Source organism: Streptococcus cristatus, assembly GCF_003944225.1.
In the GTDB taxonomy this organism is placed as follows: Bacteria; Bacillota; Bacilli; order Lactobacillales; family Streptococcaceae; genus Streptococcus; species Streptococcus cristatus_K.
In genome coordinates this window covers 134,928-159,339 of the sequence record NZ_RJPN01000002.1, presented here as the reverse complement: position 1 = coordinate 159,339, position 24,412 = coordinate 134,928, and the positions used below count along the sequence as shown (strand labels likewise).

Below are 24,412 nucleotides of genomic sequence, written 5' to 3'. Positions count from 1 at the left end.
GACTCTTTGCGAGCCATAGATTAGTTACTTTGATAGTTTATCAAATTCTAAATGATTTGACAAGTCTTTTAGATGATTTTCTTACTTTTTTGCTCTTTCTTTTAATTTTTGATAAATCAAATCCACTTCATCTTTGGAATAAGCATTGGCACCGCTGGCAAGTGGGTGACCACCTCCATCATGTTGCTTAGCAATTTCATTGATTGGAGTAAATTTACTGCGCATCCGCACACGATAATGGCCGTCAGGCTGTTCGACAAAGATAGCCCACATCTGGACATCTTCGATTCGTCCGGGTGCAGCTACAATGGCTGAAGTATCAGCATCTGTCAGCTGATTTTCTTTCAATAACTGCTGAGATAGGATAACGCGCGCAGCACCATTCTCATCAATTTCTAGATTATCGTAAACATAACCTTGCAGTTTGGCCACTTGATGCGTGATGGAGTCCATTTTTCGAGAAAGCTCTGAAAAATTAAAAGCGTATTGGCGAAGTTTTCCAGCTACCTCAAATGTGCGCGCAGTAGTTGCTGGATAGAGGAAGCGCCCCGTATCTCCAACAATGCCAGCATAGAGAAGTTTAGCGATATAGTCATTTACTTCTAAGTGATTTTCGAAAGCAAAAAGAGCGATAATTTCGCTTGTGCTACTAGCATCTGTATCAACCAGCAGCAAATCTCCGTAGGCATCATCGTTGGGATGATGGTCGATTTTAATCAAAAAGTCGCCTGTACTGTAGCGCTGATCATCAATGCGGGGAGTGTTGGCTGTATCGCACACGATTACCAAGGCCTGCTCATAGTCCGCATCTGTGACCTCATCCATCTTTGCTAGCCAAGTAAGACTAGGCTCGTCGTAACCTGTTACTTTGATAGATTTTTCAGGAAAGTTGAGCTGGAGAAGTTTTTGTAAGCCGACTTGACTGCCAAGTGCATCTGGGTCAGGGCGCATATGGCGGTGGATGATAATTTTATCGTATTCCTTCATTTTTTTCAGAATTTTACTATAGATACTCATTGTAAACCTCTTAAACTTTCTCTAGTTATTGTAGCATAAGAATTTTTATTTTTAAAATAAAAAAGATGTGTTATAATGAATGAAGATTATAATTTGGAGGGAACTATGACCTTAGCGAAAATTGTATTTGCCAGTATGACTGGAAACACCGAGGAAATTGCCGATATTGTGGCGGATAAGCTAAGAGAACTAGATGTAGAAGTTGAAGTGGACGAGTGTACCACTGTCGATGCAGAAGATTTCTTGGAAGCGGATATTACGATTGTAGCGACCTATACCTATGGTGATGGTGAGCTACCTGATGAAATGATGGACTTTTACGAAGACTTGTCTGGATTGGACTTGTCTGGCAAGGTCTACGGTGTGGTCGGTTCAGGCGATACTTTTTATGATGAATTCTGCAAGGCTGTTGATGACTTTGATGCTGTTTTTGCGGCTACAGGAGCAGTGAAAGGTTCAGAATGTGTCAAAGTAGATCTTTCTGCAGAAGAAGATGATATTGAGCGCTTGGAAGCATTTGCGGAAGAGTTGGTAAGTAAAGTTTAAAATGACAATATGGGAAGCGGCTGTGGCCGTTTTTCTTTTGTTAAAGTATTATTTTCTGACAATTCTCATGATTAGGAGTATAATATAAGTAAGCGTTATCCCTTAGATAAAGGAGGAGTTCCTATGAAAGAACGCGACTATGCCTTTGGCTTTCATGATGATGTTAAGCCGCTCATTTCAACTGGTAAAGGTCTGACCGAAGAAGTAGTTCGAGAAATCTCAGAAATAAAGAATGAACCTCAGTGGATGCTGGACTATCGACTCCGCTCCTTGGAACTCTTTCATAAGCTGCCCATGCCCGACTTTGGCTCGGATTTGTCAGGTATTCGTTTTGATGACATTATCTATTATCAAAAGCTGACAGGAGAGAGAGCTCGCAGCTGGGATGAAGTGCCAGATGAGATTAAGAAAACCTTTGACCGCTTGGGAATTCCAGAAGCTGAGAAGCGTTTTCTATCTGGAGCTGTGGCTCAGTATGAATCTGAAGTGGTTTACCACAATATGAAGGAAGCGTTTGCCAAGTTGGGGATTATTTTCACTGATACGGATACGGCTGTCCAGGAATATCCGGACTTGGTCAAGCAGTATTTTGGTACTGTGATTTCAAATGCTGAGCATAAATTTTCTGCGCTTAATAGTGCGGTTTGGTCTGGCGGAACCTTTATCTATGTGCCTAAGAACGTCCAGTGCCAAGTTCTTGTTCAGACCTTTTTTCGAATCAACGGAGAAAATGCCGGTCAGTTTGAGCGTTCTTTAATGATTATCGAGGAGGGTGGTTCTATCCAGTACATCGAGGGCTGTACAGCACCGACTTATACGACTAATAGCCTTCATGCGGCAAATGTTGAAATCATTGTCAAAAAGGATGCCTTTTTCCGCTATACGACCATTCAAAACTGGTCGGACAATGTCTATAACCTCGTAACGGAGCGGGGGATTGTTGAAGAAGGCGGCACCTTAGAGTGGATTGATGGGAACTTAGGCAGTAAGGTCAATATGAAATATCCCTGTAGCATTCTTAATGGCCGAAATGCACGGACTTCTGTCCTCTCTATGTCCTTTGCCAACTATGGTCAGCACTTAGATGCGGGCTGCAAAGTCTTTCATAATGCACCCAAGACATCTAGTACCTTAATTTCTAAATCAGTGGCTAAGGATGGTGGAAAGACAGACTATCGTGGTCAGGTCCGCTTTGGTAAGAATAGTGCTGGTTCCAAATCTCATATTGAGTGCGATACCATTCTGATGGATGGCGAGTCCAGCTCTGACACCATTCCTTTTAATGAAATCCATAATTCCAATGTTACTTTAGAACACGAAGCCAAGGTCTCCAAAGTGTCGGAAGATCAGCTCTATTACCTGATGAGTCGAGGTATCAGTGAAGAAGAAGCCACGGCTATGATTATCAACGGATTTATGGAACCCATTACCAAAGAACTTCCAATGGAATACGCCGTCGAACTCAACCAACTCATCAACATGAGCATGGAAGGATCGGTTGGTTAAAAAGGTTCGGGGAACCTTTTTAATCTGTAGATAGGGACTCGCCTTTGCGAGTTCCCCTTAATTTAAGGTTGCTTTAGGTTACAGATAAAAACTCGCTTAAGCGAGTTTTCTTTTAATTTAAGGTCCAGTGGCCCTTTTTTATTTAGGATAAAACTAGAACATTTTACTATTTTTTGATATGATAGATAGAATATGAGGAGGAATGAGATGACGTTAGAAGAAATCAGACAGGAAATTGACCAAGTAGATGACGCGCTCGTTGCCTTACTAGAGCAGCGTATGAATCTGGTTGGCCAAGTTGTTGCTGTTAAAAAATCGAATGGGAAGGCCGTCGCAGATCCTAAGCGAGAAGAAAGGATCTTTGCTAGAGTTGCGAGCAAGATTGAAAATAAGGACTATCAAGAAACGATTCTTGCGACCTTTGCAGATATCCTAAAGCATTCACGTGCTTTTCAGGAGAAACAAATAAGATGAGAGAAGTAAAAAATTCTTTGGCAATCTTCCTAGCAGCGATGCTAGGTGGATTACTTCGTTATCAATGCTCATCCTTTTTCACATTTACGGGATATTTTCCGCTAGCGACACTTTTGGTTAACTATTTGGGAACTTTCTTGTTAGTCTATTTGGTTAAAGGCTATCTCAGTCGTAAGCAAGTTTCCAAGCGTTTTCCACTGGCTTTATCTACAGGTTTTTGTGGCGGATTGACGACTTTTTCTGGACTTCTATTAGATTCGCTCAAATTGTTGGATTTAGGCCGTTATCCAGAATTGCTCCTATATCTTGCCTTGAGTATCGGGGGCAGCCTTTGCATTGCTTTATGGGCTGGAAGGAAGGTGACCGCATGATTTGGTTTTTGCTCATTGCTTGCGGTCTAGGAGCTCTTGTCCGTTACTTTTTTTCTAAGGTTAATAGCAGAGCTGCTTTGCCAATAGGCACCTTGATGGCTAATGTACTGGGAGCCTTTTTGATTGGATATTTTTATAATCATATCCAAGATAAACAGCTGTATAGCATTCTGGCAACAGGCTTCTGTGGCGGTTTAACAACTCTTTCCACGTTTAATGCGGAATTAGCAGAGCTGTTTTCAGAGAAGAAGAAATTTAGCCTCTATCTGATGCTGGCCTATTTTTTAGGTTTTTTAGCGATTCTTTTAGGAATTTTTATCTAAAAATCTTTACTTTTACTAGAATTTTGATATAATATACTTTGTGCATAAATGGATGCACTAAAAAAACGGCTAATCCGCTGTTGTCTAGAACTACAAGATTAGTAAGATAGGAGAAAAAATGAATCCATTAATTCAAAGCTTGACTGAAGGTCAACTTCGCTCAGATATCCCTGCATTCCGTCCTGGTGACACTGTCCGCGTTCACGCGAAAGTTGTCGAAGGAACTCGCGAACGTATCCAGATCTTTGAAGGTGTCGTTATCGCTCGTAAAGGTGCTGGTATCTCAGAAAACTACACAGTTCGTAAAATCTCTAACGGTGTAGGTGTTGAACGTACTTTCCCAATCCACACTCCACGTGTTGACAAGATTGAAGTCGTTCGTTACGGTAAAGTTCGTCGTGCTAAATTGTACTACCTTCGTGCATTGCAAGGTAAGGCAGCGCGTATCAAAGAAATCCGTCGTTAATATCAGAAATGACTCTGTCACTTGGCAGAGTTTTTCTCTAGTCCCCTTAGTTCAATGGATATAACAACTCCCTCCTAAGGAGTAGTTGCTGGTTCGATTCCAGCAGGGGGCATAAATATTAAAACTACGTTCATTTGAACGTAGTTTTTTTAGTGAATTTGTGAAAACGCTTTGAATTTCGTTGCCTTTTTATAGAAAAAATAGCAAAATATAGTTATTATAGTAAATGAAAAGCACCGAATCGGTGCGCACTTTTTCAAGTTGTGTACGGACAAAAGCCTTATTTTAACTTGCTGTGTTGTTTCGAATAGTTCCAACAGTTTCATTGTACTATACTTATCAAAGATTATCAAGTAAAATGTAAATTATTTTACAAATCCGATAAAAGGTTACTTTAAAGCTGTAAACAATACAGCTCTAAAACCTCGTTGGAAACTTTTGAAAAAATCTAGTTTAGTATTATTCGAAACAACACAGCTCTAAAACTAAAATACAACTCATTACTAATTCTAACAGATTTCTACAAAGATAGCATTTATTTTATTGAAATTTTCATTAAAAATGCTATACTTTTTATAGTGTTGTATTTTAAGGAGATTGTTTTGAAAAAGTTCAAATTTACTAAAGATAATTTAACTACTCTAACTGAGTTAGTAAAGTTTATGAAAAGCTGCATTGACTTAATCAAAGCTCTCTTTTTTTGATTTTTTAAAAAATTATAACCTAATACAAAGGAGGATTGTATATATGAACAATAACAATTATTCTATCGGACTTGATATCGGAACAAATAGCGTCGGATGGGCCGTCATTACGGATGACTATAAAGTTCCATCGAAAAAGATGAAAATTCTGGGGAATACTGATAAACGATTTATCAAGAAAAATCTTATTGGAGCTTTGTTATTTGATGAGGGGACTACTGCTGAAGATAGACGTCTCAAACGAACAGCACGTCGTCGCTATACTCGTCGGAAAAATCGTCTTCGTTATCTTCAAGAAATCTTTGCTGAGGAAATGAGCAAGGTGGATAGTAGTTTCTTTCATCGATTAGATGACTCCTTTTTAGTTCCTGAGGATAAAAGAGGTAGTAAATATCCTATTTTTGCTACCCTGGCAGAAGAAAAAGAATATCATAAGAAATTTCCAACAATTTATCATTTGAGAAAACACCTAGCGGATTCGAAAGAAAAAGCAGATTTACGCTTGATTTATCTAGCATTAGCTCATATAACTAAATACCGCGGACATTTTTTATATGAAGAATCGTTCGATATTAAAAACAATGATATCCAAAAAATCTTTAACGAGTTTACAAACATTTACGACAACACCTTTGAAGGAAGTTCACTTAGTGAGCAAAATGTACAAGTCGAAGCAATTTTTACTGATAAAATTAGTAAATCTACAAAGAGAGAACGCGTTTTAAAACTCTTTCCTGACGAAAAGTCCACTGGTTTGTTTTCAGAATTTCTCAAATTAATCGTAGGAAATCAAGCTGATTTTAAAAAATATTTTAACTTAGAAGAAAAGGCTCCACTGCAATTCTCTAAAGATACCTATGATGAAGATTTAGAGAGTTTGCTAGGACAAATTGGAGATGACTTTACAGACCTTTTCGTGGCCGCTAAAAAACTCTATGATGCCATTCTTCTATCAGGAATCTTAACTGTCTCAGATCCTTCAACCAAGGCTCCACTATCAGCATCTATGATTGAACGCTATGAAAATCACCAAGAAGATTTAGCTGCTTTAAAACAATTCATCAAAAACAATCTTCCAGCAGAAAAATATGTTGAAGTTTTTTCTGACGATAGCAAAAATGGTTATGCAGGATATGTCGGAGTTGATTCAAAAGTACGAAAAAGAAATGGTAAATTAGCAACTGAAGAAGAATTTTATAAATATCTTAAGAACATTTTAAATAATGTGAAAGGAGCTGACTATTTCCTTGATAAAATTGATCGTGAAGATTTTTTGAGAAAACAGCGCACCTTTGATAATGGTTCTATTCCTCATCAAATTCATCTTCAAGAAATGAATGCCATTCTCCGTCGGCAAGGAGAACATTATCCATTCCTGAAGGAAAATAAAGAAAAGATAGAGAAAATCTTGACCTTCCGTATTCCTTACTACGTTGGCCCATTGGCTCGTGGCAATCGTGATTTTGCTTGGCTAACTCGAAATTCTGACCAAGCAATCCGACCTTGGAATTTCGAAGAAATTGTTGATAAAGCAAGCTCTGCAGAAGACTTTATCAATAAGATGACTAACTATGACTTATATCTGCCAGAGGAAAAAGTTCTGCCTAAGCACAGTCTGTTGTATGAAACATTTGCTGTCTATAATGAATTAACAAAAGTAAAATTTATTGCAGAAGGGTTGAGAGACTATCAATTCCTTGATAGTGGGCAGAAGAAGCAAATTGTTGATAGATGTTTCAAAGAAAAAAGAAAAGTAACTGAAAAAGACATCATTCAGTATCTACACAATGTTGATGGTTACGATGGAATCGAACTAAAAGGAATTGAAAAACAATTTAACGCAAGTCTATCTACCTACCATGATCTGCTCAATATTATCAAGGATAAAGAGTTTATGGATGACCCTAAAAATGAAGAGGTTCTTGAAAATATCGTCCACACTTTAACGATCTTTGAAGATCGTGAGATGATTAAGCAACGCCTTGCTCAATATGACTCCATCTTTGATGAAAAAGTGATCAAGGCACTGACTCGTCGACATTATACTGGTTGGGGAAAACTCTCTGCCAAGCTGATTAACGGCATCCGTGATAAAAAAACTGGCAAAACGATTCTTGATTATCTGATTGATGATGGCCACAGCAATCGTAACTTTATGCAATTAATCAATGATGATGGACTTTCTTTCAAAGAAATTATCCAAAAAGCACAAGTGGTTCGTAAGACAGACAATGTGAAGCAAGTTGTCCAAGAACTTCCAGGAAGTCCGGCCATTAAAAAGGGAATTTTGCAAAGTATCAAGATTGTTGATGAACTTGTCAAGGTTATGGGCCACGCCCCTGAGTCCATTGTGATTGAAATGGCACGAGAAAATCAGACAACTGCTAAGGGAAACAGTAAGTCACAACAACGTTTCAAGAGACTTTCAAATGCTATTTCTGAACTCGGAAGTAACATTCTAAAAGAACATCCAACAGATAACACTGAGCTCCAAAACGACCGACTTTATCTATACTATCTCCAAAATGGAAAGGATATGTATACTGGGAAACCTCTTGATATCAACCAACTGAGCAGCTATGACATTGACCATATCATCCCACAAGCCTTTATCAAGGATGATTCGCTTGATAACCGTGTCTTGACGAGTTCAAAGGATAATCGTGGCAAATCTGATAATGTTCCTAGTCTAGAAGTCGTTCAAAAAAGAAAAGCTTTTTGGCAACAATTATTGGATTCCAAATTGATTTCAGAACGTAAATTTAATAATTTAACCAAGGCTGAACGTGGCGGGCTAGATGAGCGAGATAAAGTTGGTTTCATCAAACGCCAACTAGTTGAAACACGGCAAATCACAAAACATGTTGCTCAGATTTTGGATGCTCGCTATAATACAGAAGTGAATGAGGAGAACCAAAAAATCCGTATCGTCAAAATCATCACTTTGAAATCCAATCTAGTTTCCAACTTCCGTAAAGAATTTGGGTTATACAAGGTGCGGGAAATCAATGACTACCACCATGCACATGACGCCTACTTAAATGCAGTAGTGGCTAAGGCTATCCTTAAGAAATATCCTAAACTAGAGCCTGAATTCGTTTATGGTGATTATCAAAAGTACGACCTTAAGAGATATATCTCAAGATCAAAAGATCCTAAAGAAGTCGAAAAAGCAACTGAAAAGTATTTCTTCTATTCAAATTTGTTGAACTTCTTTAAAGAAGAAGTACATTACGCAGACGGAACCATCGTAAAAAGAGAAAACATCGAATACTCCAAGGATACGGGAGAAATCGCTTGGAATAAGGAAAAAGATTTCGCAACAATCAAAAAAGTACTTGCCTATCCACAGGTAAATATTGTGAAGAAGCGAGAGGTGCAAACAGGTGGCTTCTCTAAAGAGTCCATTCTTCCTAAAGGAAATTCTGATAAGCTAATCCCTCGAAAAACAAAAGATATTCTTTGGGACACTACTAAGTATGGGGGATTTGATAGCCCTGTTATCGCCTATTCGATCCTGCTCATTGCCGATATCGAAAAAGGAAAAGCGAAAAAACTGAAGACTGTCAAAACTTTAGTTGGTATCACGATTATGGAAAAAGCCGCTTTTGAGGAGAATCCAATAACTTTCCTTGAAAATAAAGGCTATCATAATGTCCGTAAAGAAAACATCCTCTGCCTACCTAAGTATAGTTTGTTTGAACTGGAAAATGGTCGCAGACGACTACTTGCAAGTGCGAAAGAACTTCAAAAAGGCAATAAAATAGTGCTTCCAGTATATTTAACAACCTTGCTCTACCATTCTAAAAATGTCCATAAACTAGATGAGCCAGAACATTTGGAATATATTCAGAAACACCGAAGTGAATTTAAGGATTTGTTAAATCTTGTATCTGAGTTCTCTCAAAAATATGTCCTCGCTGAAGCAAATCTAGAGAAAATCAAGAACTTATATGCAGACAATGAACAGGCAGATATAGAAATTCTAGCAAATTCATTTATCAATTTGTTGACCTTTACTGCTTTAGGTGCTCCTGCTGCCTTTAAATTCTTTGGTAAAGATATTGATCGGAAACGATACACAACAGTCTCTGAAATCCTTAACGCCACCCTCATCCACCAATCCATCACTGGTCTTTACGAGACTCGGATTGATTTAAGCAAACTAGGAGAAGACTAATGGGATGGAGAACCGTTGTTGTCAATACGCACTCTAAACTTTCCTACAAGAACAACCACTTGATTTTTAAAGATGCCTCTCGGACAGAGTTGATTCACCTGTCCGAGGTGGACATCCTACTTTTGGAGACGACAGATATTGTACTCTCAACCATGTTGATTAAGCGATTGGTGGATGAAAATATTCTGGTCATTTTTTGTGATGATAAACGCTTGCCAACTGCATACTTGATGCCCTACTACGGTCGACACGATTCCAGTTTGCAACTCTCTCGTCAAATTTCCTGGAATGAAGATATAAAGGCGGAAATCTGGACGACGATTATTGCACAAAAAATTCTCAATCAGGCTTTTTATCTAGGGAGTTGTGGTTTTCTGGAAAAGAGTCAGTCCGTCATCGATCTCTATCATGGGTTGGATTTGTTTGATCCTAGTAACCGCGAAGGGCACGCAGCTCGGATTTATTTCAACACCTTGTTTGGGAATGATTTTAGTCGTGAGCAGGATAATGATGTCAATGCCGCCTTGGACTACGGTTACACCTTGATTTTGAGTATGTTTGCGCGTGAGATTGTGCTATCTGGCTGTATGACCCAATTTGGATTGAAACATGCCAATCAGTTCAATCAATTCAACCTAGCTAGTGATATCATGGAGCCTTTTCGTCCAATTATTGACAGGATCGTCTATGAAAATCGAAACAGTTCTTTTGTCAAAATCAAGCGAGAACTTTTTACTATTTTCTCTGACACCTTCCACTACAATGGCAAAGATATGTACCTGTCTAATATCGTCAGCGACTATACTAAGAAAGTCATCCAAGCTCTCAATCAACCCGAGAAAGGAGTTCCTGAGTTTAGGATATGAGTTATCGATATATGCGTATGATTTTAATGTTTGATATGCCTGTTGATACCGCGGAGGAACGCAAGACCTATCGGAAATTTCGGAAGTTCCTCATAGATGAGGGATTTATCATGCACCAATTCTCCATCTATAGCAAGCTCTTGCTCAACAACTCTGCTAATAATGCCATGATTGAGCGACTCAAGACTCATAATCCTAAAAAAGGAAGTATTACTCTCTTAACCGTCACGGAAAAGCAATTTTCTCGCATGATTTACTTAAATGGTGAGCGAAATACCAGCGTAGCAAACTCCGATGCCCGTTTAGTTTTTCTAGGAGAGGAGCCTAGAGATGAAGATTAATTTCCCACTATTGGATGAACCATTAGCTATTGAAAATGCAACCTTTTTAGTACTGGAAGACCAGTTGACCTTTTCAACTATCGTCAAGCAGTTCTACCAATATACTGATGATGGGGAGTTGAAGTTGTTTGATAGAAATCTAAAAGCTCTGAAAGAGTCCGAGTTACTAGTGATAACGGATGTCTTAGGATACAATCTCAACTCACCCGCCATGCTCAAGCTGATACATGGGGATCTTGAAAATCAACTCAATGACAAACCCGAAGTCAAGTCCATGATTGAAAAGTTGGTTGCTACGATTACAGAATTATTGGCATTTGAGTGCTTGGAAAATGAACTAGACCTAGAGTACGATGAAATCACCATTCTAGAGTTGATCGATGCTTTAGGAGTCAAAGTTGAAACTCTGAGTGATACACCTTTTGAAAAGATGCTAGAAATTATCCAGGTTTTTAAATATCTTTCCAAAAAGAAACTCCTTATTTTCATCAATGCGACCGCCTATCTATCAAAGGATGAGTTAGTAAATCTGATAGAGTATATCCAACTCAATCAACTAAGAGTCTTATTTGTCGAACCTCGAAAAGTCTTTGATTTCCCGCAGTATGTACTGGATCAAGACTATTTCTTGAACCCTGAAAATATGGTATAATAAGAGTAACAATTGGAACCTGACGAGCTGAAGTCTGGCTGGGACGAATGGCGCGATTACGAAATTTCGTGAGAAAAATTTTTCTACGAGGTTTTAGAGCTGTGTTGTTTCGAATGGTTCCAAAACTGATAATAGTGTTTAAAAGAATATCCTAGAGTTTTAGAGCTGTGTTGTTTCGAATGGTTCCAAAACATTTGTCGTGACACTCCTCTCGTTTCCGACGTTTTAGAGCTGTGTTGTTTCGAATGGTTCCAAAACGTATTTATCGTTATATCAAGAGGGGTGCTAGTTTTAGAGCTGTGTTGTTTCGAATGGTTCCAAAACTCAAGGGGATTTGAACGTGATAAGTTCACTGTTTTAGAGCTGTGTTGTTTCGAATGGTTCCAAAACTTATGTCGCGAAAGTTATTGCTAACAAGCTGTTTTAGAGCTGTGTTGTTTCGAATGGTTCCAAAACAACTGTCATAGGTTCACCCCCTTTCAAGTAGTTTTAGAGCTGTGTTGTTTCGAATGGTTCCAAAACATCTCACATAACTACTTTGTTAAGACCCAAGTTTTAGAGCTGTGTTGTTTCGAATGGTTCCAAAACATTCGTCCAATGCAGGAACAATCTTTCTGAGTTTTAGAGCTGTGTTGTTTCGAATGGTTCCAAAACGCCGTGTCTGTGTTATTTTCTGGACTTTCGTTTTAGAGCTGTGTTGTTTCGAATGGTTCCAAAACTGAAAACTTTTCCAATGGTCGTGCTTCCAAGTTTTAGAGCTGTGTTGTTTCGAATGGTTCCAAAACCAACTTCTTCTCCTACCCGCAACAATAGCGGTTTTAGAGCTGTGTTGTTTCGAATGGTTCCAAAACATCGGGAGAATGCGAGAAAGTATCGTGAGCGTTTTAGAGCTGTGTTGTTTCGAATGGTTCCAAAACCAGTCCTGGCTATCACATCAGCTACTCCCTGTTTTAGAGCTGTGTTGTTTCGAATGGTTCCAAAACCCGACTTGAACAACTTCTTCAAAACCTTGTGTTTTAGAGCTGTGTTGTTTCGAATGGTTCCAAAACAAGCCAAGGCGTAGCAATTCTCCTGATTGTGTTTTAGAGCTGTGTTGTTTCGAATGGTTCCAAAACTCATGATATAGGTTTTTCTCATCATATTAAGTTTTAGAGCTGTGTTGTTTCGAATGGTTCCAAAACGGTATGGAATCATCACTTGTAATGACCAGTGTTTTAGAGCTGTGTTGTTTCGAATGGTTCCAAAACATCTTCGTGATGTTGTATCAGGGCTAGTGTGTTTTAGAGCTGTGTTGTTTCGAATGGTTCCAAAACCTATTCATCCGCACAACTAACTGCCGATTTGTTTTAGAGCTGTGTTGTTTCGAATGGTTCCAAAACCATCTTCCCAGCGGAAAAAGTTCGGCAGATGTTTTAGAGCTGTGTTGTTTCGAATGGTTCCAAAACTTTGCAACTCTATGCTCTTAACTGAGGGCTGTTTTAGAGCTGTGTTGTTTCGAATGGTTCCAAAACGGGAGGTGTTGCTGGCTATTTCCAGTGGTCGTTTTAGAGCTGTGTTGTTTCGAATGGTTCCAAAACTTGTTTATAATTTGGCTATAGTGTTGTTCTGTTTTAGAGCTGTGTTGTTTCGAATGGTTCCAAAACTTGTTTATAATTTGGCTATAGTGTTGTTCTGTTTTAGAGCTGTGTTGTTTCGAATGGTTCCAAAACTCAATAGAGGGGACGCTAAGAACAGCAGGAGTTTTAGAGCTGTGTTGTTTCGAATGGTTCCAAAACAAACACTGATGATTACATCCTAGTTGGTCTGTTTTAGAGCTGTGTTGTTTCGAATGGTTCCAAAACTATTGTTAAGATCCAAGATAATAATTTTGTGTTTTAGAGCTGTGTTGTTTCGAATGGTTCCAAAACCAAAAAATGGGATACCTTCAACGAAGAAGCGTTTTAGAGCTGTGTTGTTTCGAATGGTTCCAAAACCTTGCCGCCAAGCTCAACATAGCTCTCATAGGTTTTAGAGCTGTGTTGTTTCGAATGGTTCCAAAACACAAATATGACCATCATTTTTTGACAAGTGGTTTTAGAGCTGTGTTGTTTCGAATGGTTCCAAAACCTAACACTTGCGGACGAGCTTTCATTTCACAGTTTTAGAGCTGTGTTGTTTCGAATGGTTCCAAAACTAATGGTGTTTATGATGTGGTCATAAGGATGTTTTAGAGCTGTGTTGTTTCGAATGGTTCCAAAACAGCAGTTTGACATTGAAAACGCTCTGCCGGTTTTAGAGCTGTGTTGTTTCGAATGGTTCCAAAACCCAAGCAACAATAGTCAGCTTCAAATGCCAGTTTTAGAGCTGTGTTGTTTCGAATGGTTCCAAAACCCCGATTTATAAAACAATTCAGAACGCAGGTTTTAGAGCTGTGTTGTTTCGAATGGTTCCAAAACATGATGGTATCTATGCCCGTGATACTACCAGTTTTAGAGCTGTGTTGTTTCGAATGGTTCCAAAACGTAACATGATTTCTAGGTTGATTTTGTCAAGTTTTAGAGCTGTGTTGTTTCGAATGGTTCCAAAACCCTACCGCATTGATGATAGTCGCTACTCCTGTTTTAGAGCTGTGTTGTTTCGAATGGTTCCAAAACTCCAACGCTGGGAATACGGCGCAGAGCCGCGTTTTAGAGCTGTGTTGTTTCGAATGGTTCCAAAACTTCCCATCAACATCCACACCATCCGCATTCGTTTTAGAGCTGTGTTGTTTCGAATGGTTCCAAAACTAAGTCAACGTTAGAAACTTTAGTGCCTGTTGTTTTAGAGCTGTGTTGTTTCGAATGGTTCCAAAACAAGGAGAAGATAACATTGTAGCTGGGTACAGTTTTAGAGCTGTGTTGTTTCGAATGGTTCCAAAACCTATCATTTTCCGAATGATATTAGATGGAAGTTTTAGAGCTGTGCTGTTTCGAATGGTTCCAAAACTTATAGATGAATTTATCAAACTAAACGACCGTTTTAGAGCTGTGCTGTTTCGAATGGTTCCAAAACGAGAATTTAGCCCAAGCATTGAATTAAGTTGTTTTAGAGCTGTGCTGTTTCGAATGGTTCCAAAACTCAACTCAAGTGCTAACGAACGCCAGCGCTGTTTTAGAGCTGTGCTGTTTCGAATGGTTCCAAAACGTCTCTTCTAGACTATCCTGCGCCCACACAGTTTTAGAGCTGTGCTGTTTCGAATGGTTCCAAAACAGGGTTTAACACCCAGCACAGCGAAAGTCTGTTTTAGAGCTGTGCTGTTTCGAATGGTTCCAAAACCTTGTTAGACCATATACAAACTGGTCAACTGTTTTAGAGCTGTGCTGTTTCGAATGGTTCCAAAACTCGATCGCTAAAATACAAAAGATAAAAAGTGTTTTAGAGCTGTGCTGTTTCGAATGGTTCCAAAACGCATTTCTATAGCGTATTTCTTTTTTTGGTGTTTTAGAGCTGTGCTGTTTCGAATGGTTCCAAAACATAGAAGGAAAAAAATCAAGCAGCGACTCTGTTTTAGAGCTGTGCTGTTTCGAATGGTTCCAAAACTCGATCGCTAAAATACAAAAGATAAAAAGTGTTTTAGAGCTGTGCTGTTTCGAATGGTTCCAAAACGCATTTCTATAGCGTATTTCTTTTTTTGGTGTTTTAGAGCTGTGCTGTTTCGAATGGTTCCAAAACAGTCAGATTATAGAGAAGAAATAGACGTCAGTTTTAGAGCTGTGCTGTTTCGAATGGTTCCAAAACCCCATCTTTATCTTTCTGGTTGGCTCTATCGTTTTAGAGCTGTGCTGTTTCGAATGGTTCCAAAACCTCAAGACGATTTCTGCGGCCTGATGGGATGTTTTAGAGCTGTGCTGTTTCGAATGGTTCCAAAACCGCATCGATGACGTGGTTATTCGCATCTATGTTTTAGAGCTGTGCTGTTTCGAATGGTTCCAAAACTATAGCCCACGGGATAATCTCAGGGGGCTTGTTTTAGAGCTGTGCTGTTTCGAATGGTTCCAAAACATCATCAGCTTGAAATCAGGCATTTTACGAGTTTTAGAGCTGTGCTGTTTCGAATGGTTCCAAAACATGTTTCGAGCGCCAATGTTTCCGACACGTGTTTTAGAGCTGTGCTGTTTCGAATGGTTCCAAAACCTGCTTTCATGGCAGAAAAGGAACCACTAAGTTTTAGAGCTGTGCTGTTTCGAATGGTTCCAAAACCGTAGGAGGTGAGACGTATGACTAACTCGCTGTTTTAGAGCTGTGCTGTTTCGAATGGTTCCAAAACTAGTTCTCCAGCCACATCTCAGCTATTGCCGTTTTAGAGCTGTGCTGTTTCGAATGGTTCCAAAACTACTGGCGCGTTTGACCCTGTATCAGAGCAGTTTTAGAGCTGTGCTGTTTCGAATGGTTCCAAAACCATCTGTAAACCTCCTTGCGTTGTCTAGTTGTTTTAGAGCTGTGCTGTTTCGAATGGTTCCAAAACCTCGTAGTGACTTGCGTAGCTTCCAAAAAGGTTTTAGAGCTGTGCTGTTTCGAATGGTTCCAAAACGCAACCACTTGCAAGATGGTCAATCTTTTAGTTTTAGAGCTGTGCTGTTTCGAATGGTTCCAAAACTTAAGAAGTCAGCAGAAGGCGTGTCTTTCAGTTTTAGAGCTGTGTTGTTTCGAATGGTTCCAAAACCAATAACTTGTCAGATAGTGGAGCTTGGTCGTTTTAGAGCTGTGTTGTTTCGAATGGTTCCAAAACCAGACCATCCACGATAAGACGATTGTCAATGTTTTAGAGCTGTATTGTTTCGAATGGTTCCAAAACCGGGCAGAGCTAGGTCTCGAGGCTGTGTCAGTTTTAGAGCTGTGTTGTTTCGAATGGTTCCAAAACCCCTCTGATTTTAGATAGAAAAGCTGAGGCGTTTTAGAGCTGTGTTGTTTCGAATGGTTCCAAAACGAACAAGCTCTCCTTCCCACGTTCCCACGAGTTTTAGAGCTGTGTTGTTTCGAATGGTTCCAAAACAATCAAAATATCTACCTTCTTCAGAATGAAGTTTTAGAGCTGTGCTGTTTCGAATGGTTCCAAAACATGTGATTTCAGCTGAGGCAGAGAGTGTCTGTTTTAGAGCTGTGCTGTTTCGAATGGTTCCAAAACGCAGTGTAATGCGGTATAATAAATAATGTAGTTTTAGAGCTATGTTGTTTCGAATGGTTCCAAAACTCAGCGCCCCAGATTAAAATAAATCCGATTCTTGAAAGGAGGGTCGGATTTTAGTTTTGTTTGATTTCGATTTTCTTACTATAACTTTTTTGCAATATCTGCTTGTATTTTCCTGAGATTCTGCTATAATGGTATAATATTTATTTAGGAGGAAGAGAATGAGCTATATTTTGGAAATTTTACCTAGTCTTCTAAGTGGAGCAGCAACCACCTTGCAGGTGTTTGCTTTGGTCTTGGTTTTTTCGATTCCTTTGGGAATTATGCTGGCTTTTTCAATGCAAATTCGCTTGAAGCCTCTGCAATGGCTGCTTCATATTTACATTTGGATTATGCGTGGGACACCGCTTTTGCTACAGTTAATCTTTATTTACTATGTGTTGCCAAGTATAGGGATTCGGCTGGATCGGATTCCCGCAGCGATTATTGCTTTTACACTAAACTATGCGGCTTATTTTGCGGAGATCTTCCGCGGAGGAATTTCTTCTATTCCGACTGGACAGTATGAAGCTGCGAAAGTTTTGAAATTTACACCTGTTCAGACGGTTCGCCTGATTATTTTGCCACAAGTCGTAAAAATTGTGCTACCTAGTGTCTTTAATGAAGTCATGACTTTGGTGAAAGACACCTCTTTGGTTTATGCTTTAGGCATTTCAGACTTAATTTTGGCTAGTCGTACAGCGGCCAACCGAGATGCCAGTCTGGCACCGATGTTTGTTGCAGGCTTGATTTACTTACTCTTAATCGGTTTGGCCACCTTGATTGCCAAGCAGGTCGAAAAGAAATTTAGTTATTATAAGTAGGTGCTATTATGTTAGAATTACGAAATATTAGTAAAAAATTTGGTGATAAGCAGATTCTAAAGGATTTTAATTTGATTGTGCCTGAAAAGCAAGTATTGGCCATTGTTGGACCTTCGGGTGGAGGGAAGACGACTCTTCTACGTATGCTGGCAGGCTTGGAGACAATTGATTCGGGACAAGTGATTTATAATGGAGAGATTTTGGATGTCGCAGAGCTTGAAAAGCGCAATCTTCTAGGCTTTGTTTTTCAAGATTTTCAGCTCTTTCCTCATTTATCTGTCTTAGAAAACTTAACCTTATCACCAATACATACAATGAATGTTTCCAAAGAAGAGGCTGAAGAGAAGGCGCAGGACTTATTGGCCCGCTTAGGCTTGTCCGAGCATGCCAAGGCCTATCCTTATTCGTTGTCAGGCGGGCAAAAACAGCGGGTCGCTTTGGCTCGTGCTATGATGATCAACCCGGAGATTATCGGATATGATGAGCCGACTTCTGCCTTGGACCCTGCATTACGCTTGGAAGTAGAAAAACTCATCCTCCAAAATCGGGAAATGGGGATGACACAGATTGTGGTCACACATGATTTGCAGTTTGCGGAAAACATTGCGGATTCTATTCTCAAAGTCACACCAAAATAAGGGAGGCTCAGATGAAACTAAAGAATATTCTTTTGGCCTGTTTGACCTTGATCCTAACTTTTCTGCTCGGTGCTTGTAGTTCCAATGTCAGTGACCCCAGCTTAGACAACTGGAGCAAGTACGAGGAGAAAAAACAGATTACAATCGGCTTTGATAATACCTTTGTCCCTATGGGATTTGAGCAAAAAGATGGCACTTATGCAGGATTTGACATTGATTTGGCCAACGCTGTTTTTGAGGAATATGGAATTAAGGTGAAATGGCAGCCGATTGATTGGGATATGAAAGAAACAGAGTTGACCAACGGCACAATTGACCTCATCTGGAATGGCTATTCCGCGACGGATGAGAGAAGGGAAAAGGTAGAATTTACCAATCCTTATATGAAAAATGAACAGGTTTTGGTCAGCAAAAAGTCCTCTCATATCTCACAGGCCAGAGATATGGCAGGAAAAGTATTGGGTGCACAAGCAGGATCTTCTGGCTACGTAGCTTTTGAAAGCAATCCTGAAATTTTGAAAACCATTGTCAAAAATCATGCAGCGACCCAGTACCAAAGCTTCAACGAGGCGTTGATTGACTTGCAAAATGACCGGATTGATGGTCTCTTGATTGACCGTGTTTATGCCAATTATTATCTGACAGAAGAAGGAATTTTAGATCAGTATTCAGTTTTTTCAGTTGGATTTGAGAGCGAGGACTTTGCGGTCGGGGCTAGAAAGGCGGACCGTACTTTAGTTGAAAAAGTAAATGCTGCTTTTGGAAAATTATACCAAGAGGGAAAATTCCAGAAAATCGCTGAAAAGTGGTTTGGAGAGGATATTGCGACAGATCAAGTGAAAGCATATAAAAACAACTAGCAGAAAACTAGTTGTTTTTTCGTGTTTCTTGGTGAAAGATATTTTGCCAGACTTCGTGGCGGCGCCAGAGGCTAGTATGGATGACATCCCCAATTTGATAGCGAATCAGCTTGGTCTTTTGGCTGACGGATGTAATTTCTAAATTTTTGATAGGAGAGGTTTGAGCTCTCTCTAGTTGAAATTCCTCTTTGTTTAGCTGGCGACCATCTTGGGAAATGTAGACAAAATCAGAGGAAAGAAGTGCCTCCAATTGACTGCCTTGGTCGACTAATTGCTCACGCATCAGGAGCTTTTGATAGACATTATCCAGAATCTCATCTTCAGGTATCGGAGCTGGCTCAATATGAATATCAATGTCGAAGACGCCAAAGTTCTCCTTGAGCATATCCTCTACCTGGTCAGCGATTTCGTGGCTTTCAAAGACAGAGAGGTCAGGGTTCATTTCCAGTATAATATCCAGATAGATATTGCTACCATAGGTGCGACCACGCTGGGATTTGATGCGTGTGATTTTAGGAATTTCCAGAATAGCGCGCTTGTAATCGTCTAAAAGGTCCTGATCAAAGCCATCTGACAGGCTGAAAGAGGACTCTATAAAGATATCATAGGCTGTTTTTAGAATGAAAAACGTAATAACGATGGCTGCTAGCTTATCAACGATAGGGAATTTCAGGGAGCTGGCAATAATGGCAACAGAAGTGCCCAGAGAAGTGATAGCGTCCGATAGATTGTCCTTGGCGGCCGCATCCAGAGCTTTGGATTTCACTCTTTTAGCTAGATTTTTATTGTAAAGATAAACACCGAACATGATGATAGCCGACACAATTCCGACAACAGCTCCCACAGGATCAATCAAGGTTTCTTCCTTGTTAATGATTTTTTGAGCTGTATCAATGAGGACATTGAAGCCGACAAAAAACATGATAAAAGAGGTAATCAGACTGGCCAGATCTTCAATCTTCCAATGGCCGAAGCGGTGATCCTTATCCGCTGGTTTTCGGGCCATGCGCAGGCCGATTAGGACCGCTAGATTGGCAACGATATCGGAGACGTTGTTGAAACCATCCGCCGTCAAACTGGAGGATGCCAGTGCTGCACCTGCAATGATTTTTGTAACGGATAGGCCAATGTAGGTGGCAATTGCTAGGAGGGCGCCTCGTTCGGCAAGTTTGAGATTGTCACTTGGATGATTGTTCATGGTTGCCCCTTTCTAAACTATTATTATAACTTTTTCACACTTGGATTTCAAATGAGATAGTTGCCTTTTCGATAACAAATTCGCTCGAATTTTGATATAATGGAAGCATTGATTGTCAGTTTGATTTTATATTGAAAGGATAGAAGATGAATCCCTTATTAAACGGTATGAATGACCGTCAGGCCGAAGCGGTCCAGACGACAGAAGGCCCCTTGTTGATTATGGCGGGGGCTGGTTCAGGAAAGACTCGTGTTTTGACTCACCGCATCGCCTATTTGATTGATGAGAAGATGGTTAATCCTTGGAATATCCTTGCCATTACCTTTACCAATAAGGCGGCGCGGGAGATGAAGGAACGAGCAGCAGCGCTCAATCCAGCCACCCAAGATTGCTTAATCGCCACCTTCCACTCCATGTGTGTACGTATCCTGCGGCGAGAAGCAGATCATATCGGCTACAATCGCAACTTCACCATTGTTGATCCAGGTGAGCAGCGAACTTTGATGAAACGGATTCTCAAAAACCTCAATCTGGATCCTAAAAAGTGGAACGAGCGCGCCATTCTAGGGACCATTTCCAATGCCAAGAACGACCTGATTGATGAGGTGGCCTATGCAAATATGGCTGGTGATATGTACACAGAGATTGTAGCCAAGTGCTACACGGCCTATCAAAAGGAATTGCGCCAGTCTGAGGCCATGGATTTTGACGACTTGATCATGCTGACTCTGCGACTTTTTGATCAAAATTCTGACGTCCTGACCTACTATCAGCAACGTTACCAGTATATCCATGTGGACGAGTATCAGGATACCAACCACGCTCAGTACCAGCTGGTCAAACTCTTGGCTTCTCGCTTCAAGAATATCTGTGTAGTCGGGGATGCTGACCAGTCTATCTACGGCTGGCGGGGAGCCGATATGCAGAATATCCTAGACTTTGAAAAGGATTATCCAGAAGCCAAGGTAGTCCTGCTTGAGGAAAATTATCGCTCGACTAAGACCATTCTTCAGGCAGCTAATGAAGTCATCCGAAACAACCGCAACCGCCGTCCTAAAAATCTCTGGACTCAAAACGAAGACGGTGAGGAAATTGTCTATTATCGGGCTAATGACGAGCAGGACGAAGCTCTCTTTGTTGCCCGAACCATTGATCAGCTGAGCCGAGAAGGCTACAGTCATAGGGATTTTGCAGTCCTTTATCGGACCAATGCCCAATCACGGACAGTGGAGGAAGCCCTGCTCAAAGCCAATATTCCCTACACCATGGTCGGTGGCACCAAGTTCTATAGCCGTAAAGAAATCCGTGATGTTATTTCTTACCTCAATCTCATTGCTAATCCTAGCGACAATATCAGCTATGAGCGCGTGGTCAATGAGCCCAAACGTGGTGTCGGGCCGGGAACGGTGGAGAAAATTCGGGATTTTGCGTCCAGTCAAGAAATCTCTTTGCTAGATGCATCGGCCAATATTATGCTTTCACCAGTCAAGGGCAAGGCAGCTCAGGCAGTTTATGAGTTTGCCAATCTGATAATCGACTTGCGGGATCGTTTGGATGACTATAGTGTGACTGAGCTAGTCGAGCTTGTTCTGAAAAAGACAGGTTACTCAGCCGCCTTGGCAGCTCAGGCAACCCTAGAAAGCCAAGCACGGATTGAAAATATTGAAGAATTCCTGTCTGTAACCAAGAACTTTGACGAAAATCCAGATAATCCTACTGATGAGACAGGTCTGGACAAGCTTAGCCGTTTTCTCAATGACTTAGCCTTGATTGCGGACACAGATGACGGAGATACGGAGAGTTCTGAAGTAACTCTGATGACGCTCCACGCAGCCAAGGGATTGGAATTTCCAGTCGTTTTTCTGGTTGGTATGGAGGAAAATGTCTTCCCTCTGAGCCGAGCTTCTGAAGATGAGGATGAGCTGGAAGAGGAGCGGCGTCTGGCCTATGTCGGCATCACCAGAGCAGAGAAGATTCTCTATCTGACCAATGCTAATTCCCGCCTGCTTTATGGTCGTACCAACTACAACCAGCCGACCCGTTTCTTGAGAGAAATCAGTTCAGATTTGCTAAACTATCAGGGATTGGCTCGACCAGCCAACAGCTCCTTTAAGGTCAGTTATACCAATAGCGATACTAACAAATTCGGTCAGGGCATGAGTCTGGCTCAAGCCTTGCAGGAGCGGAAGCGTCAGGCAGCACCAAGTTCGATTTCTACGGGCAGCCTGCCTTTTGGCAAGAGCAACCAGCCATCTAAGACAGACGTTGCTTGGGCTATCGGAGATATTGCTCACCATAAGAAATGGGGCGATGGAACAGTTTTGGCAGTCTCTGGCAGCGGAAATAGTCAAGAACTTAAGATCAATTTCCCAGAAGTCGGTTTGAAGAAAGTGCTGGCCAGCATAGCACCAATTGAGAAAAAATCATGATGAGGCAGTCGATTGAAGCCTGGATTTATCATCCAGAGGAACGAGAAATCTTGCTCTTAAAAGTGGAAGCTGAGAAAGTTTCCTTTTGGCAGCCCATTACTGGTGGGATTGAGAGTGGTGAGAGTCCAGAAGAAGCCTGTCTTCGTGAAATAAAGGAAGAGACCGGCTTGCTCTTAGATTGTTCAAATCTGACAGGTCTTGGAAATTTCACAGTAAAGATTGATGAAAATCTGACCATCCACAAAAATCTCTTTCTAGTTCTGACAGAGCAGAAGGAAATCCAGATTTCTGATGAGCATGTAGATGCTCAGTGGGTGGCTTTAGACAAAGTTTCATCGCAGTTGTACTGGCCCAGTAATCAGGAGACTTTTGAGATTATATCTGAGAAGCTATAAGATATAGCTTCTCTTTATTTCTTTTGATAAGGAAATTCTATTAGTCAAGTGAGGCGTTTAGTGGTAGACTTATCACATAACTATAGTGAGGTGACCTTATGACACGTGAATTTAAATTTGAAACTCTGCAGCTTCATGCCGGACAGACAGTGGACCCGACAACCAAGTCGCGGGCTCTGCCTATTTACCAGACAACTTCCTATGTGTTTGACGATACTCAGGAGGGAGAAGATCTCTTTGCCCTACGTAAGCCGGGCAATATCTACACTCGGATTACCAATCCGACCCTGTCTGCTTTTGAGGAGCGGATTGCGGCTTTGGAGGGTGGAGTCGGAGCTCTAGCAACAGCTTCTGGTATGGCAGCTGTTACCTACACTATTCTAGCTTTGGCCCATGCTGGCGACCATGTAGTAGCAGCCTCTACCATCTACGGTGGTACCTTTAATCTGCTCAAAGAAACCCTGCCTCGCTATGGCATTACCACGACTTTTGTTGATATTGAAAATCTGGCTGAAGTAGAAGCAGCCATTCAGGACAATACCAAGCTAGTTCTGATTGAAACTTTGGGCAATCCTCTGATTAATATTCCTGACTTTGATGCTTTAGCAGAGCTGGTTCATGCTCACAAGATTCCGCTGATTTCTGACAATACCTTTGCTACACCTTATCTAATCAATGTCTTTTCTCATGGAGTGGACATCGCAGTACATTCTGCGACTAAGTTTATCGGCGGTCACGGAACCAGCATTGGAGGTGTGATTGTGGACAGCGGTCGTTTTGACTGGGAAGCTTCTGGCAAGTTTCCGCAGTTTGTTGACCCAGATCCTAGCTACCACGATATCAGCTATACGCGCGATGTTGGAGCGGCAGCCTTTGTCACTGCAGTCCGGACTCAGCTCTTGCGCGATACGGGCGCAGCCATGTCTCCTTTCAATGCCTTTCTCTTCCTGCAGGGGTTGGAAACTCTCTCTTTGCGTGTAGAGCGCCATGTGTCCAATGCCGAGAAGATTGTAGATTTCCTAGCAGGGCATCCTAAGGTCGAGCAGGTAAATTATCCCAATCTTGCTGACAGTCCTTACCACGCTTTGGCAGAAAAATATTTCCCTAAAGGCGTGGGCTCTATCTTCACCTTTAATGTCAAAGGTGGGGAGAAAGAAGCTCGTAAGGTTATTGACAGCCTAGAGATTTTCTCCGACTTGGCCAATGTAGCTGATGCTAAGTCCCTGGTCGTCCATCCAGCTACAACGACTCATGGTCAGATGTCGCCAGAGGCTCAGCTGGCAGCAGGCATTACACCAAATCAAATCCGACTCTCTATCGGCCTAGAAAACGTGGATGACTTGATAGAGGATTTGAGAATAGCTTTGGAAACTATTTAAATTTTAAGGTCTCTAGACTAAGCAAATAAGATTAAAACTAGGTTTTCGCCTAGTTTTT

Annotated in this window: 18 protein-coding genes, 1 tRNA gene and 1 CRISPR repeat array; of the genes, 17 read left to right on the top strand and 2 right to left on the bottom strand. The window is 40.8% G+C overall.

Annotation, left to right across the window (positions count from 1 at the left end; all coding sequences use genetic code 11):
• Positions 1–81 precede the first annotated feature (81 nt).
• On the bottom strand, positions 82–1,017 hold the full coding sequence (locus D8797_RS03745; RefSeq protein ID WP_125379321.1) for a DHH family phosphoesterase: 936 nt from the start codon (positions 1,015–1,017) through the stop codon (positions 82–84).
• A gap of 105 nt (positions 1,018–1,122) precedes the next feature.
• On the opposite strand from D8797_RS03745, the gene D8797_RS03740 reads away from it, so the two are divergent.
• The 14 genes from D8797_RS03740 to D8797_RS03675 all read left to right on the top strand — a co-directional run bounded on the left by D8797_RS03740 (position 1,123) and on the right by D8797_RS03675 (position 18,953).
• The gene (locus D8797_RS03740; RefSeq protein ID WP_037586414.1) at positions 1,123–1,563 is read left to right on the top strand and encodes a flavodoxin; all 441 of its coding nucleotides are present in this window, start codon (positions 1,123–1,125) and stop codon (positions 1,561–1,563) included.
• A 123-nt stretch (positions 1,564–1,686) separates the two neighbouring features.
• Positions 1,687–3,069, top strand: coding sequence for a Fe-S cluster assembly protein SufB (sufB, locus tag D8797_RS03735; RefSeq protein WP_125379320.1), 1,383 nt, complete (start codon positions 1,687–1,689; stop codon positions 3,067–3,069).
• Between the two features lie 207 nt (positions 3,070–3,276).
• On the top strand, positions 3,277–3,543 hold the full coding sequence (locus D8797_RS03730) for a chorismate mutase (RefSeq protein ID WP_125379319.1): 267 nt from the start codon (positions 3,277–3,279) through the stop codon (positions 3,541–3,543).
• Complete coding sequence (crcB, locus tag D8797_RS03725) at positions 3,540–3,914, top strand: fluoride efflux transporter CrcB (RefSeq protein ID WP_125379318.1); 375 nt, start codon at positions 3,540–3,542, stop codon at positions 3,912–3,914. The genes D8797_RS03730 and crcB (D8797_RS03725) overlap by 4 nt, the downstream gene beginning before the upstream one ends.
• On the top strand, positions 3,911–4,237 hold the full coding sequence (gene crcB / locus D8797_RS03720) for a fluoride efflux transporter CrcB (RefSeq protein ID WP_185780836.1): 327 nt from the start codon (positions 3,911–3,913) through the stop codon (positions 4,235–4,237). The genes crcB (D8797_RS03725) and crcB (D8797_RS03720) overlap by 4 nt, the downstream gene beginning before the upstream one ends.
• Before the next feature lie 118 nt (positions 4,238–4,355).
• A complete protein-coding gene (rplS, locus tag D8797_RS03715; RefSeq protein WP_005590628.1) occupies positions 4,356–4,703 on the top strand; it encodes a 50S ribosomal protein L19 in 348 nt (115 codons plus the stop codon).
• 40 nt (positions 4,704–4,743) lie between these two features.
• Positions 4,744–4,815 (top strand) — tRNA-Arg (locus tag D8797_RS03710).
• Between the two features lie 635 nt (positions 4,816–5,450).
• The gene (gene cas9, locus D8797_RS03705) at positions 5,451–9,587 is read left to right on the top strand and encodes a type II CRISPR RNA-guided endonuclease Cas9 (RefSeq protein WP_125379316.1); all 4,137 of its coding nucleotides are present in this window, start codon (positions 5,451–5,453) and stop codon (positions 9,585–9,587) included.
• Positions 9,587–10,453, top strand: coding sequence for a type II CRISPR-associated endonuclease Cas1 (gene cas1 / locus D8797_RS03700; protein WP_125379315.1), 867 nt, complete (start codon positions 9,587–9,589; stop codon positions 10,451–10,453). Before cas9 ends, cas1 begins: the two co-directional genes overlap by 1 nt.
• Positions 10,450–10,794: a CRISPR-associated endonuclease Cas2 gene (gene cas2 / locus D8797_RS03695; RefSeq protein WP_125379314.1), complete on the top strand. Its 345-nt coding sequence runs from the start codon at positions 10,450–10,452 to the stop codon at positions 10,792–10,794. Before cas1 ends, cas2 begins: the two co-directional genes overlap by 4 nt.
• Entirely contained in the window at positions 10,784–11,446 is a 663-nt protein-coding gene (csn2, locus tag D8797_RS03690; protein ID WP_125379313.1) for a type II-A CRISPR-associated protein Csn2, read from the top strand. The genes cas2 and csn2 overlap by 11 nt, the downstream gene beginning before the upstream one ends.
• Positions 11,447–11,536: 90 nt before the next feature.
• Positions 11,537–16,655: a CRISPR direct-repeat array (repeat unit 36 nt; unit sequence GTTTTAGAGCTGTGTTGTTTCGAATGGTTCCAAAAC).
• A gap of 158 nt (positions 16,656–16,813) precedes the next feature.
• Positions 16,814–17,455: an amino acid ABC transporter permease gene (locus tag D8797_RS03685; protein WP_062122784.1), complete on the top strand. Its 642-nt coding sequence runs from the start codon at positions 16,814–16,816 to the stop codon at positions 17,453–17,455.
• Positions 17,456–17,463: 8 nt separating this feature from the next.
• A complete protein-coding gene (locus D8797_RS03680) occupies positions 17,464–18,093 on the top strand; it encodes an amino acid ABC transporter ATP-binding protein (RefSeq protein WP_125379312.1) in 630 nt (209 codons plus the stop codon).
• Between the two features lie 11 nt (positions 18,094–18,104).
• On the top strand, positions 18,105–18,953 hold the full coding sequence (locus tag D8797_RS03675; RefSeq protein ID WP_125379311.1) for an amino acid ABC transporter substrate-binding protein: 849 nt from the start codon (positions 18,105–18,107) through the stop codon (positions 18,951–18,953).
• Between the two features lie 7 nt (positions 18,954–18,960).
• Here the strand turns inward: D8797_RS03675 and D8797_RS03670 are convergent, their stop codons facing one another.
• On the bottom strand, positions 18,961–20,151 hold the full coding sequence (locus D8797_RS03670) for a cation diffusion facilitator family transporter (protein WP_125379310.1): 1,191 nt from the start codon (positions 20,149–20,151) through the stop codon (positions 18,961–18,963).
• Between the two features lie 146 nt (positions 20,152–20,297).
• Here D8797_RS03670 and pcrA point away from each other — a divergent pair, with 146 nt between their 5' ends.
• The 3 genes from pcrA to D8797_RS03655 all read left to right on the top strand — a co-directional run bounded on the left by pcrA (position 20,298) and on the right by D8797_RS03655 (position 24,354).
• Positions 20,298–22,580, top strand: a complete 2,283-nt coding sequence (gene pcrA, locus D8797_RS03665) for a DNA helicase PcrA (protein ID WP_125379309.1) — start codon at positions 20,298–20,300, stop codon at positions 22,578–22,580.
• On the top strand, positions 22,577–22,975 hold the full coding sequence (locus D8797_RS03660) for an NUDIX hydrolase (RefSeq protein WP_125379308.1): 399 nt from the start codon (positions 22,577–22,579) through the stop codon (positions 22,973–22,975). The genes pcrA and D8797_RS03660 overlap by 4 nt, the downstream gene beginning before the upstream one ends.
• A 98-nt stretch (positions 22,976–23,073) precedes the next feature.
• Positions 23,074–24,354: an O-acetylhomoserine aminocarboxypropyltransferase/cysteine synthase family protein gene (locus D8797_RS03655; protein WP_125379307.1), complete on the top strand. Its 1,281-nt coding sequence runs from the start codon at positions 23,074–23,076 to the stop codon at positions 24,352–24,354.
• Positions 24,355–24,412: the final 58 nt, after the last annotated feature.

What these genes read in the sequence shown, in the direction of transcription:
- D8797_RS03745 (WP_125379321.1), bottom strand. Translation starts at nt 1,017, where the DNA reads ATGAGTATCTATAGTAAAATTCTGAAAAAAATGAAGGAATACGATAAA.
- D8797_RS03740 (WP_037586414.1), top strand. Translation starts at nt 1,123, where the DNA reads ATGACCTTAGCGAAAATTGTATTTGCCAGTATGACTGGAAACACCGAG.
- sufB (WP_125379320.1), top strand. Translation starts at nt 1,687, where the DNA reads ATGAAAGAACGCGACTATGCCTTTGGCTTTCATGATGATGTTAAGCCG.
- D8797_RS03730 (WP_125379319.1), top strand. Translation starts at nt 3,277, where the DNA reads ATGACGTTAGAAGAAATCAGACAGGAAATTGACCAAGTAGATGACGCG.
- crcB (WP_125379318.1), top strand. Translation starts at nt 3,540, where the DNA reads ATGAGAGAAGTAAAAAATTCTTTGGCAATCTTCCTAGCAGCGATGCTA.
- crcB (WP_185780836.1), top strand. Translation starts at nt 3,911, where the DNA reads ATGATTTGGTTTTTGCTCATTGCTTGCGGTCTAGGAGCTCTTGTCCGT.
- rplS (WP_005590628.1), top strand. Translation starts at nt 4,356, where the DNA reads ATGAATCCATTAATTCAAAGCTTGACTGAAGGTCAACTTCGCTCAGAT.
- cas9 (WP_125379316.1), top strand. Translation starts at nt 5,451, where the DNA reads ATGAACAATAACAATTATTCTATCGGACTTGATATCGGAACAAATAGC.
- cas1 (WP_125379315.1), top strand. Translation starts at nt 9,587, where the DNA reads ATGGGATGGAGAACCGTTGTTGTCAATACGCACTCTAAACTTTCCTAC.
- cas2 (WP_125379314.1), top strand. Translation starts at nt 10,450, where the DNA reads ATGAGTTATCGATATATGCGTATGATTTTAATGTTTGATATGCCTGTT.
- csn2 (WP_125379313.1), top strand. Translation starts at nt 10,784, where the DNA reads ATGAAGATTAATTTCCCACTATTGGATGAACCATTAGCTATTGAAAAT.
- D8797_RS03685 (WP_062122784.1), top strand. Translation starts at nt 16,814, where the DNA reads ATGAGCTATATTTTGGAAATTTTACCTAGTCTTCTAAGTGGAGCAGCA.
- D8797_RS03680 (WP_125379312.1), top strand. Translation starts at nt 17,464, where the DNA reads ATGTTAGAATTACGAAATATTAGTAAAAAATTTGGTGATAAGCAGATT.
- D8797_RS03675 (WP_125379311.1), top strand. Translation starts at nt 18,105, where the DNA reads ATGAAACTAAAGAATATTCTTTTGGCCTGTTTGACCTTGATCCTAACT.
- D8797_RS03670 (WP_125379310.1), bottom strand. Translation starts at nt 20,151, where the DNA reads ATGAACAATCATCCAAGTGACAATCTCAAACTTGCCGAACGAGGCGCC.
- pcrA (WP_125379309.1), top strand. Translation starts at nt 20,298, where the DNA reads ATGAATCCCTTATTAAACGGTATGAATGACCGTCAGGCCGAAGCGGTC.
- D8797_RS03660 (WP_125379308.1), top strand. Translation starts at nt 22,577, where the DNA reads ATGATGAGGCAGTCGATTGAAGCCTGGATTTATCATCCAGAGGAACGA.
- D8797_RS03655 (WP_125379307.1), top strand. Translation starts at nt 23,074, where the DNA reads ATGACACGTGAATTTAAATTTGAAACTCTGCAGCTTCATGCCGGACAG.